The organism is Pseudomonas sp. MWU16-30316 (assembly GCF_020515645.1).
GTDB classification, from domain to species: domain Bacteria; phylum Pseudomonadota; class Gammaproteobacteria; order Pseudomonadales; family Pseudomonadaceae; genus Aquipseudomonas; species Aquipseudomonas cerasi.
This window is the reverse complement of the sequence record NZ_JAIZAZ010000001.1, coordinates 677,915-691,231: the sequence shown is the minus strand read 5'-3', so window position 1 is coordinate 691,231 and position 13,317 is coordinate 677,915. Positions and strand designations below refer to the sequence as shown.

Annotated in this window: 11 protein-coding genes; 5 read left to right on the top strand and 6 right to left on the bottom strand. The window is 60.3% G+C overall.

Annotation, left to right across the window (positions count from 1 at the left end):
- Positions 1–16 precede the first annotated feature (16 nt).
- Complete coding sequence (locus tag LCH65_RS03265) at positions 17–898, bottom strand: polysaccharide deacetylase (protein ID WP_002554892.1); 882 nt, start codon at positions 896–898, stop codon at positions 17–19.
- Between the two features lie 76 nt (positions 899–974).
- The gene (locus LCH65_RS03260; protein ID WP_058416669.1) at positions 975–2,348 is read right to left on the bottom strand and encodes an amidase; all 1,374 of its coding nucleotides are present in this window, start codon (positions 2,346–2,348) and stop codon (positions 975–977) included.
- Positions 2,349–2,686: 338 nt separating this feature from the next.
- On the opposite strand from LCH65_RS03260, the gene LCH65_RS03255 reads away from it, so the two are divergent.
- Positions 2,687–3,688 carry a GntR family transcriptional regulator gene (locus tag LCH65_RS03255; protein WP_003363686.1) on the top strand — a complete coding sequence of 334 codons (1,002 nt, stop codon included), beginning with the start codon at positions 2,687–2,689 and terminating at the stop codon, positions 3,686–3,688.
- 304 nt (positions 3,689–3,992) lie between these two features.
- On the opposite strand, the gene LCH65_RS03250 is transcribed toward LCH65_RS03255, so the two are convergent.
- Genes LCH65_RS03250 through LCH65_RS03235 form a run of 4 tightly spaced genes read right to left on the bottom strand, consistent with a single transcriptional unit; the run spans position 3,993 to position 8,325 of the window.
- Positions 3,993–4,421 carry a group 1 truncated hemoglobin gene (locus LCH65_RS03250; protein WP_003363688.1) on the bottom strand — a complete coding sequence of 143 codons (429 nt, stop codon included), beginning with the start codon at positions 4,419–4,421 and terminating at the stop codon, positions 3,993–3,995.
- Complete coding sequence (locus LCH65_RS03245) at positions 4,421–5,296, bottom strand: DUF3034 family protein (protein WP_226439145.1); 876 nt, start codon at positions 5,294–5,296, stop codon at positions 4,421–4,423. The genes LCH65_RS03250 and LCH65_RS03245 overlap by 1 nt, the downstream gene beginning before the upstream one ends.
- 3 nt (positions 5,297–5,299) lie before the next feature.
- On the bottom strand, positions 5,300–7,654 hold the full coding sequence (locus LCH65_RS03240) for an EAL domain-containing protein (RefSeq protein ID WP_044308863.1): 2,355 nt from the start codon (positions 7,652–7,654) through the stop codon (positions 5,300–5,302).
- Positions 7,651–8,325: a methylamine utilization protein gene (locus tag LCH65_RS03235; RefSeq protein WP_044308864.1), complete on the bottom strand. Its 675-nt coding sequence runs from the start codon at positions 8,323–8,325 to the stop codon at positions 7,651–7,653. The genes LCH65_RS03240 and LCH65_RS03235 overlap by 4 nt, the downstream gene beginning before the upstream one ends.
- A gap of 178 nt (positions 8,326–8,503) precedes the next feature.
- Here LCH65_RS03235 and lon point away from each other — a divergent pair, with 178 nt between their 5' ends.
- From lon to cmoB, 4 genes are all read left to right on the top strand, one after another.
- The gene (lon, locus tag LCH65_RS03230; RefSeq protein ID WP_003363694.1) at positions 8,504–10,921 is read left to right on the top strand and encodes an endopeptidase La; all 2,418 of its coding nucleotides are present in this window, start codon (positions 8,504–8,506) and stop codon (positions 10,919–10,921) included.
- Positions 10,922–11,119: 198 nt separating this feature from the next.
- Positions 11,120–11,512 carry a protease inhibitor I42 family protein gene (locus LCH65_RS03225; protein WP_003363696.1) on the top strand — a complete coding sequence of 131 codons (393 nt, stop codon included), beginning with the start codon at positions 11,120–11,122 and terminating at the stop codon, positions 11,510–11,512.
- A gap of 100 nt (positions 11,513–11,612) precedes the next feature.
- Positions 11,613–12,356: a carboxy-S-adenosyl-L-methionine synthase CmoA gene (gene cmoA / locus LCH65_RS03220; protein WP_003363698.1), complete on the top strand. Its 744-nt coding sequence runs from the start codon at positions 11,613–11,615 to the stop codon at positions 12,354–12,356.
- Positions 12,353–13,312 carry a tRNA 5-methoxyuridine(34)/uridine 5-oxyacetic acid(34) synthase CmoB gene (gene cmoB, locus LCH65_RS03215; protein ID WP_054082104.1) on the top strand — a complete coding sequence of 320 codons (960 nt, stop codon included), beginning with the start codon at positions 12,353–12,355 and terminating at the stop codon, positions 13,310–13,312. The genes cmoA and cmoB overlap by 4 nt, the downstream gene beginning before the upstream one ends.
- Positions 13,313–13,317: the final 5 nt, after the last annotated feature.

The window sequence follows — 13,317 nt, the reverse complement described above, 5'->3', positions numbered from 1 at the left end:
CGGACAGGGCAATGAATCAGCGGGTACGGGGATTGCGACGCACGAAATCGTCGGCAATCTCGTCGAAAGTGACGAACTTGACGCCAGCATGGCTCTGAATGTGCTCGATCAAGCGCTCCAGCATCAGCAGCACTTGCGGGCGACCAGACACGTCCGGGTGAATGGTCATGGTGAATACAGCGTGTTCGTGTTCGCGATAGACCCAGTCGAACTGGTCGCGCCACATTTCTTCCAGGTGCCGAGGGTTGACGAAACCGTGGCTGTTCGGTGCCTTCTTGATGAACATCATTGGCGGCAGATCGTCGAGGTACCAGTTGGCCGGAATTTCCACCAGATCGGTTTCTTCGCCACGTACCAGCGGCTTCATCCAGGTATCCGGATGCTGGCTGTAATCGATTTTGGTCCACTTGTCGCCCACCCGAACGTAGTAAGGGTGGAAGTCGTTGTGCATCAGGCTGTGGTCGTACTTGATGCCTTTCTTGAGCAGCAGCTCGTTGGTGACGTTGCTGAACTCCCACCATGGCGCGACATAGCCGGTCGGGCGTTTGCCGGTCATTTGCGTGATCAGGTCGATGGACTTGTCGAGGACGATCTCCTCTTGCTCCGGGGTCATCGCAATCGGGTTTTCATGGCTGTAACCATGCACACCGATTTCATGCCCGGCATCCGCCACGGCTTTCATCTGCTCGGGGAAGGTCTCCATGGAGTGCCCCGGAATGAACCAGGTGGTGCGCAGACCGTAACGCTCGAACAGCTTGAGCAGACGCGGAGCGCCGACTTCACCGGCGAACAGGCCGCGGGAAATGTCGTCCGGCGAATCCTCGCCGCCATAGGAGCCCAGCCAGCCAGCAACGGCATCCACATCCACACCAAACGCACACAGAATTTCTTTGGCCATCGTTGTTCTCCCACGGGTTAATCAGATCGGCTTCGCGCTGTACGGCACGCGGGCCGGTTTGCACTGCAAAACGTATTCAAGGGGCTGCGATCAATGACTCCACCGTCAGCGCCGCACGCAGCAGCCGTGCGTCTTCGCCTGCCGGTGCGCTGAGCAACAGCCCGGTGGGCAAGCCCGAGGCATCGCGGCCGCTGGGCAGTGACACGCCGGGCATGTTCAGCAGGCTGCCGGGCATGGTCAGGCGCAGCGTGGCGAGGTTGGTTTGAACGAACAGGTCGTCGTCCTTCAGCAGCGGTGCGAGCGGCGGCGCCACATGGGCCACGGTCGGAGTAATCAGCAGCGCGCCGTCCAGTTCGAGGGTCAACTGCTCCTGCAGCCGCTCGCGCGCAGCGTACAGATTGACCAGCAGGCTGGCCGGCATGGAACGGGCTGCCTCCAGGCGCTTGCGAACCCTGGGATCAAGCTGGCTGGCGGCGTCGCTGTCGAGCAACGCCTGATGCAGCGCGAACGCCTCGGCTGCACCAAGCCAGCCGTGTTGCTGGGTTAACAGCAACGTGGCCTGAAATGCCTGGCAAGGCTTGACCTCGATCAGCGCACCGCTTGCACGCAAGGCTTCAACAGCACGCAACAGGTTGTCGCGAACGGCCGGCGTGACGCGTTCGTCTTCCAGCACCGCCTGATCGAGCAGGAAACGTTGACCGGCCAGGCTGCGTGGTATCAACGATGAAGGTTTGCTGCGCGCACAGAGCAGATCGTCGATCACCAGAGCGTCGCGCACACTGCGGGTCAGTGGCCCGACGCTGTCCAGCGTCAGCGCCAGCGGGAAAACACCGTCGCGGCTATAGCGGCGGCTGGTGCTGCGAAACCCCACCAGACCGTTGAGCGCTGCCGGCACACGAATAGAACCGGCGGTATCGGTGCCCATGGCGATCGGTACGGTTCCGTTGGCGACGGCGACTGCCGAACCCGAAGACGAACCGCCAGGAATGCGTGGCGAGCCGTCGCTGTTGGGGTTGATCGGCGTACCGAAATGCGGGTTCAGGCCCAGCCCTGAATAAGCGAATTCACTGAGATTGGTCTTGCCCAGGCTGACCATCCCGGACCGTGCCAGCAGCCCGACACTCGGCGCATCCAGCAGCGCGGGGGACAGGTTGTTGCGCACCGCGGCGCCGGCGGTTGTGACGCTGCCTGCCACGTCGAAAAGATCCTTCCAGGCGATGGGCACGCCGTCGAAGGGGCTCAATGGCTGCCCTTGCTGCCAGCGGGCCGCAGACGCTTCGGCTTCCCTGCGTGCCCGTTCGATACTCATGGAAATGAACACATGATCGGCGCGTGCCGCCTGTTGCAGGGCCTTGTCCAGAGCCTGCACAGGGTCACTGCGCCCCTGGGCAAAATCCTCGGCCAGTGCGCAGGCATCACCGGTAACGCTGTGACTCCCGGTATCGGTCATCGACATCACACCTTTAAAAATGTACTTATTAATAAAATGTACATTTAACAAAGGCAGGTTCCATGCCAATCTGCATGTCGCGACGTCCTGACCCGATCGAGCTGACGACCCTTTCGCGCTGGAAACGCCGTACTAGAAACCTTTTTGCAAAGGCATCAATCAGTTGCGATAAGGCGTCGTAGGCGAACAGGATCGTCATAAAGAAATAATGTATCTTTTACAAAAGATACATTTCAGTGCAAAAAAGTAACGGTGGCCCCATGAGCGAGCATAAGGACGTGTGCCAAGGTGACAACAGCGCTTCTGTGCGAGAATCGTCCGTCAACCGCCAGAAGTGTATGAAACCGATGTCAGAAGAGGACCCGCGCACCGCGTCGCGCTACGCCATGATCCGCGAGGTGTTGCGTAACGCCATCGTCTCGGGCGCGGCCGCCAATGGACTGGTGCTGCTTGAAGCACCGCTGGCAGAACTGTTCGGCACCAGCCGGGTGCCGGTGCGCAAGGCGCTCAACCTGCTGCATGAAGAAGGCTTGATCAGCCGCTTCGACGGCCGCGGTTATCTGGTCAATCCTGACGCGCAGGAAGTCGAGCCGCTGCGTCTGAGCCTGAGCCACAAGCAGTTCGGGCTGGACAGCAGCGAAGAACTGGTCGATACCCGCCCGCTCGGCGAACGTATTCACGATGAGATCGGTGCGGCACTGTCGGCCTGTATCGCCTTTGGTCACTACCGGCTGGATGAACAAAGCGCCGCGCAGCATTACGGAGTGAGCCGCGCAGTGGTTCGTGAGGCGCTGATGCGTCTGCGGGATCGCGGCCTGGTGGAAAAAGAGCCTTACTCGCAATGGCTGGCGGGGCCGCTGACGGCCCGGGAAATCACCGAAGACTACGAATTGCGCGCCTGCCTCGAGCCCGAAGCCTTGCGCCAGACGGCGCCGCAGCTGAGCCGCGAAACCCTGGAGGCAATGCTGGCCAGGGTCATCGAGGCGCAAAACGCCGAACAGTGCAGCCTTGAGGAGATCGAGCGCCTTGAGGACGACCTGCATCAGCAATGCCTGGGCGGTCTGCAAAACCGCAAGATCGCCATGCTGATCAGCCAGGCGCAGAGCCCGATGATCATCAACCGGATTTTCTACCGCCTGCTGAGCATTGGCGCCGATGAAGCGATGCTCGCCGAACACCGGCTGATCATTGAATTGCTGCTGCACGGTGCCTTCGACGCCGCCGCACTGAACCTCAAGGAACACCTGTTACGCGCCCGCCAGCGCATGCTGCAACGCCTGAAAGTGTTGTCGGTATTGCCGGAGCAGGAAGTGCCGGGGTATCTGACGCGGTTGAGTTGAGATGGGGCAAAGTTGGAGTTAACGCGACAGAGACTATCGTCACCACGCTCCAGCGTGGCAACGCAGTTCTGGACGCTCTGTGTCCGATCCTGAACACGCAGCGCGGCGTCGATTTGTGACGCGGAGCGTCACGAACGGCATGCCAACGCGGAGCATTGGCACGATAGTGTTCTCGCGCAAGTGCCCTCCCTGAAGATTATCGTTCCGTACGCTCCAGCGTGGGAATGCTGTTCTGGACGCTCTGCGTCCGATCTTGGACGGGGAGCATTGGCACGATAGTCAGTGTGTGTTTCAGGGCTACCCATCACTTGCCGATCACTTCGCCGCGCATCGGTGCCAGCCGGGCGATGAGGCGGTTTTGTACGGGGACCGGGACCTTTTCGGTGTCCATCGCGGCGATCAGGTCTTCGACCAGCGCGTTGAAATCGCTGGGCGTCAGGTGCTGGCCCTTGTGCGCCTCGGCCATGCTGTCGCCGGTATAGCGACACGGGCCGCCGGACTCGACGCAGAGTTGCTCGACCAGTTTGTCGCGCAGACGCACGATGTCGACTTTCTTGAAATGCTCGACGATCCGCTCATCCCTGGCCACGTTTATCAGCATACCTTCGACGATGCGCTGGATACCGGCACGCTGGCCAAGGTCCTGGTAGAGGCTGTCATCCTTGGGTGGCTGTTGCTGCTGCGCGCAACCGGCCAGTAGCGTCAGCATCATGGCTATCAGCATACGCCTCATCAGAAACTCCCCTGCACAGACAGATAGGTGCCGTTCTGGTTGTCCAGCGTGGCGATTTCGCCCAAACGGGCGTAAGCCAGGACCACGGACACGTGCTTGTTGGGGAAATAGCCGAGAAACACATCGGCCCAGTCACTTTCGCCCGCAAACGACAGGTTGTCTGGCTTCTCGCGATATTCGACACCGAGTGCCCAGCGCGGATTGAACAGCACGGCTACCGAGCTCTCCTTGAGCAGGCTGCGGCTGTCGCGCCGATCGCCGCCGAACCCCAACAGTCCGGTTTCGTTGGCGCGGCTGTAACGCACGCCGCCGTTGACCACAACGTTGTAGCCAAACGCCGCGCCCATGAACAAGCGGCTGGCCGTCAGGTAGCCTTCGACATCCGAGTCACGTCGGGCGCCGACCAGGCTGGGAATCAGGAAATCGTTCTGATGCTTGTACTGCACCCCCAGAGAAACCTGCGGCAGGCTTTCGTAGATCAGGTCGCCGAAGAGCCGCACCTTGACGCCGAACACGTCCTGACTGAGGTTATCGTCCGGCAGGCTGAGCCCGTGCTGCAGGTTGCTGATATCGAAACGCTGATGCGCGTAGGAAAACTCCACGCGGTTGCCATAGGCGACCGCCAGGCCTGCCACATCAAGGTTGTAGTCCGGCAGATCCACATGCGTGGCGAAGGCGGTAGCGCCCCACTCGCCTTGCTCGCTGTAGCCGGTAATCACCGCCCACGGGGTTATGCCGCCGCCGGCGCTGCCTTCAATGCTGGTAGCGCCACCCGTGGCGATCAACCGGCCGTTGTCGCCCAGGGCGGGCGTCGAAGCAACCCCCGCCATACCCACCAGCAAAGACCCCAACAGCAGCGATGTTTTGTGCAACATGGATTAATTCACCATAAGACCGGGTGAGGCCTGATACGTGGCAATCCATGCCTCGAACGCCGACGCGGTCAGCGGTCGACTGATCAGGTAACCCTGGGCCGTATCGCAGTGCCAACGCCGGAGCAGGTCTAGGCTGTGTTGATACTCGACACCTTCTGCCACCACCTTCAGTCCGAGGTTGTGGCTCATTTCAATGGTCGACCGCACGATTACTGCGTCTTCACTGGTTTCATCCAGATTGCGCACGAAAGACTGGTCGATTTTCAGCTCCTGCACGGGCAGACGTTTCAAGTGAGCCAATGACGAGTAGCCAGTACCGAAATCGTCGACTGACAGACTGATGCCGCAATCACGCAGGCGATGCAGGACGATCAGTGCTTTTTCCGGTTCGCTCATGACTGCGCTTTCGGTGATCTCGAATACCAGTTGTTCGGCAGGCAGAGCGTATTGCTTGAGCAATTTCATGACATAACCGACCAGATCATCACCCAGCAGGTCATCAGCGGAAATGTTCACCGACACCTGCAGGACCAGACCGCGCTGACGCCATTCGGCCAGTTGGCGAATCGCCTCTTCGATCACCCAGTTGGTCAGCAGGTAAATGCTCCCGGTACGCTCGGCGAGGACGATGAATTCGGCAGGCGAGACATTGCCGAACTGCGGATGAGCCCAGCGCAACAGCGCTTCGGCCTGACGCACATAGCCCTGACGGATATCCAGCTTGGGCTGGTAATGCAGCGTGAATTCGCCATTTTGCGCGGCCTTGCGCAGGTCACGAATCAGCGTGATCTGCCGCTGGTGGGCCAGATCACGTCCATCCTGATAAATCTGCAGGCGACCAGGAATGAACGCGGCGTCCTTGCGGGCAATTGCCGCACGGTTGAGCAATTCCTGGGCGGAATCACCGTGTTCCGGATACACCGTGATGCCAATGCAGCACTCAAGCTCCAGCTCGTGATTGTCGATACGCTGCGGCTCACTGAGCAGACGCTGTAGGGCGTCTGCCATGCCCACTGCACCCGCGCTGGACGTGTTGTCCAGCAACAGCAGAAACTCGTTGGTCCCCAGACGTGCCACGGTATCGCCGGCACGCAGATTACCTTGCAGGCGCTGGCCCACATGGCGCAACAACTGCTCCACGCCTTCAACGCTCACGCTTTCGCCGATCGTGGCGAGGTTTTCGATACTCAGAGACAACAGAGCCAACGCACGTTCTGCAGCAATCGAGCTACCCAGACGCTCCATAACCAGCGCCCGGTTGGGCAGCCCGGTCAGATTGTCGTGCAGCGCGTTGTGCGCCAATTGCCCCTCGCGCACCGCGATGCCCTGCTGCATGGTGTTGATCGCTTCGGCGAGCATGCCCAGCTCATCGCTGCGAACCAGGGTGACCGGCGTTTTATAGTCGCCATCACCAATACGTTTGGCCGCCGTGGCCAGGGCCTGTACCGGTAGCGACACGCTTCGCGCCAGTGCCAGTGTGCCGATCAGCGACGCCACCAAAGCGGCCATGGAAATCCAGAAGATCTTCTCATTCAGCGGCGCGAATGCCTGATAGGCCTTGTCCAGAGGGCTCTGTAATAGCGCGATAACCTGCCCGTCGCCGCCAATACTGGTGTTGGCGAGCATCAGGGTCTGGCTGAGAAAGTTAAGGTTCGATTGCTCGGTAAGCAGCATCTGGCCTTCCGAGGAGCTGCGCATCAGCTCAATCAGGCCCGCGTGCAGGGCCTCTGGCTGGGTACTGATCAGTTCACCGTTCTTACCGTCTTCTACGGTGAGAAAAGACACTTCCAGACCGCTGAGCGAACGCAGTTCTTCGGCAATACCGCTGTCGATGGTAAAGCCCATGACCACGCGGCCGATCGGCAATGGCGCGAGAACGGTGCTCTCCACCAGCAAATGAGGGTCTCCGCCGCCGGGCACAATGAGCACTGACTGACCGGCACGTTTGGCATTGCGCAGGGCTTGGTCATAGACAAACCTGGAACCTTCGGGGACTTTCGGCACGGTGCTGGCAATCACTACGCCATCCATGCCCAGCAGAAACATGTCGCTGGCATTGATGCGTTTGCCATGGTTGAGCAACACCGAGCGAATGGTCGAGGCGTCGGAACTGGCCACCGCGTCACGAAAGCCGAAATCGGCTGCCACCAGTTGCACGGTGTCACGCAGACGCTTGCCGCGCAGATCGATCAGACGCTCGAAGACGCGGCTACCCACCTCCAGCTGCGCCTGGGCCTGAGTGCGCACCGCCTCGCCTGTTGCAACCTTGACGGCGAGATAGACCGCACTCACGACAATCAGCAACAGGACAATCAGAACCCCGGCAATGCGCGCCTGAAAGCTGGCTCTAAATTTCATTCATGTGCGGCCTTGTGAAAGGCGTCACCGAAACCGCCGGGTGCGGGCTTGCCGGGTTTGTCATCGGCTTCCGCTTCGACCGCGAGGTTGAAACGCTGAGTGAGGCCTGCTGCCGGCAACTCGAGCTCGCCGCCCGACACAGGCTGCATATCCGCGATACGCGGATGCCAGAGGGTCGCGGCATAATGCCCGGCCGGAAGCTGATCCAGCTTGAGCTGGCCGTTGCTGTCGGTCACGCCGAACCATGAATCGTCGGTGACGTAGATGTAACCGACCATCCAGTCATGGATGTTGCAGCCCAGTACGACCACGCCAGGCTTGTCGAACAACAGCGGATCCGAGGGTGTGCCCTCGTAAAGCCGCAACTCGAAGCGCTTGGCCGGAGAAAAGGAGTAGACCTGATGGCGGATGTTGTCGCTGTTGGGGAACTTGACCTGAGTGCCGGCGTGGATGGCCAGTACATGTGGCGCAAACTCCTGATCACGCTGGTCCATTGACGCCTTCAACACAACAGGTGAAGGATCGGGCGGCCCTTTGAGCGTTACCACCGCATCTGCAAGGGGCTTGCCTTCCTTGTCCGTTACCTGGGCGGTAAAGCTGGAAGCCGATGCGTTTGCAGCCGATGCTATCCACAGTCCTGCCACTAATGCAGAAATAAATACGTTGGTCATGCCTGATTCAACCCATACCGGCAGTGCCGTAAATGAAGTAAGCCCGTCCTTGTCAGCCCTGACAGGCCCGCTAATAAATAACGGTTTTCCAACCGCTTTACAGACTATCGACCAAGACTATTGAAACCTGAGAGCCGCTGCCCCATCTAAGAACCATGTTCAACTTCTCAGGTGCCCCATGAGCGACCAGCAGACAGACTCGCCAGACTTGCCCAACGACGCAGACGAGCACGACGTGTCTCTGAGTTCCGACAGCACCTCGCTGGCCTTGCCCGGCCAGAACCTGCCCGACAAGGTTTACATCATCCCGATCCACAACCGTCCGTTCTTCCCGGCGCAGGTCCTGCCTGTCATCGTCAATGAAGAGCCGTGGGCCGAAACGCTGGAGCTGGTCAGCAAGTCCGAGCATCATTCGCTGGCGCTGTTCTTCATGGACACCCCGCAGGAAGATCCGCGCCACTTCAAGACCGACGCACTCCCCGAGTATGGCACTCTGGTCAAGGTTCACCACGCCAGTCGCGAAAATGGTCGTTTACAGTTCGTCGCGCAGGGGTTGAGCCGTGTGCGTATCCGTACCTGGCTCAAACACCACCGCCCACCGTACCTGGTAGAAGTCGAATACCCGCAGCAGCCCAATGAGCCGACCGATGAAGTGAAGGCCTACGGCATGGCCCTGATCAATGCGATCAAGGAACTGCTGCCGCTCAACCCGCTGTACAGCGAAGAGCTGAAGAATTACCTCAACCGTTTCAGCCCCAACGACCCCTCGCCGCTCACTGACTTCGCCGCCGCGCTGACCTCGGCCACCGGCGTCGAACTGCAGGAGGTGCTCGACTGCGTGCCGATGCTCAGGCGCATGGAGAAAGTCCTGCCGATGCTGCGCAAGGAAGTCGAGGTTGCACGCCTGCAGAAGGAAATCTCTGCCGAAGTGAACCGCAAGATCGGCGAGCATCAGCGGCAGTTCTTCCTCAAGGAACAGCTCAAGGTCATTCAGCAGGAGCTGGGCCTGAGCAAGGATGATCGCAGCGCCGACATTGAACAGTTTGAGCAGCGCCTCGAAGGCAAGACCTTGCCGCCACAGGCGCGCAAGAAGTTCGACGAAGAAATCGGCAAGCTCAAGGTGCTGGAAACCGGCTCGCCCGAATACGCCGTGACGCGCAATTACCTGGATTGGACCAGCTCGCTGCCATGGGGCATCTATGGTGCCGACAAGCTGGACCTCAAACACGCGCGCAAGGTGCTCGATCAGCACCATGCCGGGCTTGACGACATCAAGGCGCGGATTCTGGAATTCCTCGCCGTCGGTGCCTACAAGGGTGAAATCAGCGGCTCGATCGTGCTGCTGGTCGGCCCGCCAGGGGTGGGCAAGACCAGCGTCGGGCGCTCGATTGCCGAGTCGCTGGGGCGGCCGTTCTATCGCCTGAGCGTGGGCGGCATGCGCGACGAGGCCGAAATCAAGGGTCACCGCCGTACCTATATCGGTGCGCAACCGGGCAAGCTGGTGCAGGCGCTGAAAGACGTTGAAGTCATGAACCCGGTCATCATGCTCGATGAAATCGACAAGATGGGCCAGAGCTATCAGGGCGATCCTGCATCCGCGCTGCTGGAAACCCTGGACCCGGAACAGAACGTCGAGTTTCTCGATCACTACCTGGACCTGCGTCTGGACCTCTCCAAGGTTCTGTTCGTGTGCACGGCCAACACGCTGGACTCGATCCCCGGCCCGCTGCTCGACCGGATGGAAGTGATTCGCCTGTCCGGCTATATCACTGAAGAGAAGCTGGCGATTGCCAAACGCCACTTGTGGCCCAAACAACTGGAGAAAGCAGGCGTTGCCAAAAGCAAGCTGAGCATCAGCGACAGCGCCCTGCGCGCCGTCATCGAGGGCTACGCCCGCGAAGCCGGTGTGCGGCATCTGGAGAAGCAACTTGGCAAGCTGGTGCGCAAGGCAGTGGTCAAACTGCTGGACGAGCCCGATTCAGTGATCAAGATCGGACCAAAAGACCTCGAAGCGTCGCTGGGCATGCCCGTATTCCGCAGCGAACAAGTACTGTCCGGCACCGGCGTGATCACCGGCCTGGCGTGGACCAGCATGGGCGGCGCTACCCTGCCCATCGAGGCGACGCGCATTCATACGCTCAACCGTGGCTTCAAGCTGACCGGGCAATTGGGCGACGTGATGAAAGAGTCGGCTGAAATTGCCTACAGCTACGTCAGCGCCAATCTGTCGAAGTTTGGTGGCGATGCGAAGTTCTTCGATGAGGCGTTCGTGCACGTACATGTTCCCGAAGGTGCCACCCCGAAAGACGGTCCGAGTGCGGGTGTGACCATGGCCAGCGCCTTGCTGTCCCTGGCCCGCAACCAGCCGCCGAAAAAAGGTGTCGCCATGACCGGCGAACTGACCCTGACCGGGCATGTGCTGCCGATCGGCGGCGTGCGGGAAAAAGTCATTGCCGCGCGACGCCAGAAGATCCACGAACTGATCCTGCCGGAACCTAACCGTGGCAACTTCGAGGAACTGCCGGACTACCTCAAGGAAGGCATTACCGTGCACTTCGCCAAACGCTTTGCGGACGTGGTGAAGGTGTTGTTCTAAAGATTGATACTGCGCAGGTCCTACGCTGAACGGGCACGAGAGGTGTTCTATCGGGCACCTCTCGTTCCGGCACGCTTCAGCATGGGAATGCAGTTCTGGACGCTCTGCGTCCGATCCAGAGCGCGACACCGGTCGTACTCCCTCACAAAACTCCGATCAGTTATCCTTGCGCCTCGTATCGCGATACCGGAACTTGCCATGACCCCTGCCCGTTTCATTGCCCCGCTGAGCCTTGCGCTGCTGACGGCGTGCGCTCAGACGCCGAAAAACATTGTTTCCATCGACACGCAAAGCGACTGCCCGCTGACACTCACGTCCGGGCAGACGCTGATCCTGACCCTGCCCAGCAACCCCACCACCGGCTTTCGCTGGCTGACCCAGAACCCGGCCCAGAATATTCTGCGCAGCCTGGGGCCTGAGGTGTATGCCAGCGCCGAGAGCAAGGAGATGGTCGGCGACGGCGGGCAATCGGTCTGGCGCTTCAAGGCCACCGATGCCGGAACCGGCCGGCTGATGATGGTCTATCAGCAACCCTGGGCACCCGAAGTCGTCCCGGAGCAGACCTTCGAGTGCGCCATCAGCGTGAAGTGAGGCTTTGCGCACGGCTTGTCCGACAGCACGTACTGCACCATGCATCCCGGCAGCAACTTGGCTAGAATGCCGGCTTTTCAAAGCCTTCGCCGGAACCGCCGTGAGCAAAGAAACCGACCGCATTTTCGCCCAGCCGCTGGCCCAGGTGCCTGACTTCGCCTTCAACGAGGACGTGGTGCGGGTATTCCCGGACATGATCAAACGCTCGGTGCCCGGTTATCCGACGATTGTCGAAAACCTCGGTGTGCTGGCCGCGCAATTTGCGCAGCCAAATACTGTGCTCTATGACCTGGGCAGTTCTCTGGGCGCTGTCACCCAGGCCCTGCGCCGCCATGTGCGCGGTGAGGGCTGCGAAGTCATTGCGATAGACAACTCCAGTGCCATGGTCGAGCGTTGCCGTGAATACCTCAACGCGCAGAACTCCATGTTTCAGGAGTTGCTGCCGGTGCAGGTCCTCGAAGGCGACATCCTCGCGCTGGCGTTCAAACCCGCCTCGGTGGTGGCGCTGAACTTCACCCTGCAATTCATTGCCCCCGAACAGCGTCTGGCATTGCTCGGCCGCATTCGTGATGCGCTGGTGCCCGGCGGTGCGCTGATCCTCTCGGAAAAACTGCGCTTCGACGACCAGCAGGAACAGGCTCTGCTGACCGACCTGCACATCGCCTTCAAACGCGCCAACGGCTACAGCGACCTGGAAATTGCCCAGAAGCGCAGCGCCATCGAAAACGTCATGAAACCCGACAGCCTCGAAGAACACCGCCAACGCCTGCTTGCCGCAGGTTTTTCCAAGGTAGTGCCCTGGTTTCAATGCCTTAACTTCACCTCGTTGATTGCCCTGCCATGATTGATCTCGCTCCCCTCGTCCGTCGTCTGGCGGGAACCCCTCTGGCCGATTGGGCCAATGGCCTGCAGGCCCAGCTCGACACCAAGATGGCCAAGGGTCACGGTGACCTGCAGCGCTGGCAAAGTGCGCTGGATGCCTTGCCCGACCTGCAGCCCGAGCGAATCGATCTGCTCGACAGTTTTACCCTGGAAGCCGAGTGCAACGGCGAGACCCGCACCGTCCTGCGCAAGGCATTGCTGGGCCTGTCACCGTGGCGCAAGGGGCCGTTCAATGTGTTCGGCGTGCACATCGACACTGAATGGCGCTCGGACTGGAAGTGGTCGAGGGTTTCGCCACACCTGGACCTGAAGGGCAAACGCGTTCTGGATGTCGGCTGCGGCAACGGTTATTACCAATGGCGCATGCTTGGCGCCGGGGCCGACAGCGTGATCGGGGTCGACCCCAACTGGCTGTTTTTCTGTCAGTTTCAGGCCATGCAGCGCTATCTGCCTGACCTGCCCGCCTGGCACCTGCCGTTCGCGCTGGAAGATTTGCCCGCCAATCTTGAAGGCTTCGACACAGTGTTCTCGATGGGCGTGCTGTATCACCGCAAATCCCCCATCGACCACCTGCTGGCCTTGAAAGACTGCCTGGTAAAAGGCGGCGAGCTGGTGATGGAAACCCTGGTAGTGCCGGGCGATGTCCATCAAGTGCTGGTCCCGGAAGATCGTTATGCGCAGATGCGCAACGTCTGGTTCCTGCCTTCAGTCCCCGCGCTGGAGTTGTGGATGCGCCGTGCCGGCTTCACCGATGTGCGTTGCGTCGACGTCAGCCACACAACGGTCGACGAACAGCGCAGCACCGAGTGGATGCGCTTCCAGTCCCTGAGCGACTATCTGGACCCCACCGATCACAGCAAGACTATCGAGGGCCTGCCTGCCCCCATGCGTGCGGTGATCGTGGGGCGCAAACCCTGAGGGAT

Bases quoted from the DNA above. Each gene is read 5' to 3' on its own strand.
- LCH65_RS03235 (WP_044308864.1), bottom strand. From the start codon at position 8,325: ATGACCAACGTATTTATTTCTGCATTAGTGGCAGGACTGTGGATAGCA.
- LCH65_RS03225 (WP_003363696.1), top strand. From the start codon at position 11,120: ATGACCCCTGCCCGTTTCATTGCCCCGCTGAGCCTTGCGCTGCTGACG.
- LCH65_RS03240 (WP_044308863.1), bottom strand. From the start codon at position 7,654: ATGAAATTTAGAGCCAGCTTTCAGGCGCGCATTGCCGGGGTTCTGATT.
- LCH65_RS03250 (WP_003363688.1), bottom strand. From the start codon at position 4,421: ATGAGGCGTATGCTGATAGCCATGATGCTGACGCTACTGGCCGGTTGC.
- LCH65_RS03245 (WP_226439145.1), bottom strand. From the start codon at position 5,296: ATGTTGCACAAAACATCGCTGCTGTTGGGGTCTTTGCTGGTGGGTATG.
- lon (WP_003363694.1), top strand. From the start codon at position 8,504: ATGAGCGACCAGCAGACAGACTCGCCAGACTTGCCCAACGACGCAGAC.
- cmoB (WP_054082104.1), top strand. From the start codon at position 12,353: ATGATTGATCTCGCTCCCCTCGTCCGTCGTCTGGCGGGAACCCCTCTG.
- LCH65_RS03265 (WP_002554892.1), bottom strand. From the start codon at position 898: ATGGCCAAAGAAATTCTGTGTGCGTTTGGTGTGGATGTGGATGCCGTT.
- LCH65_RS03255 (WP_003363686.1), top strand. From the start codon at position 2,687: ATGAAACCGATGTCAGAAGAGGACCCGCGCACCGCGTCGCGCTACGCC.
- LCH65_RS03260 (WP_058416669.1), bottom strand. From the start codon at position 2,348: ATGACCGATACCGGGAGTCACAGCGTTACCGGTGATGCCTGCGCACTG.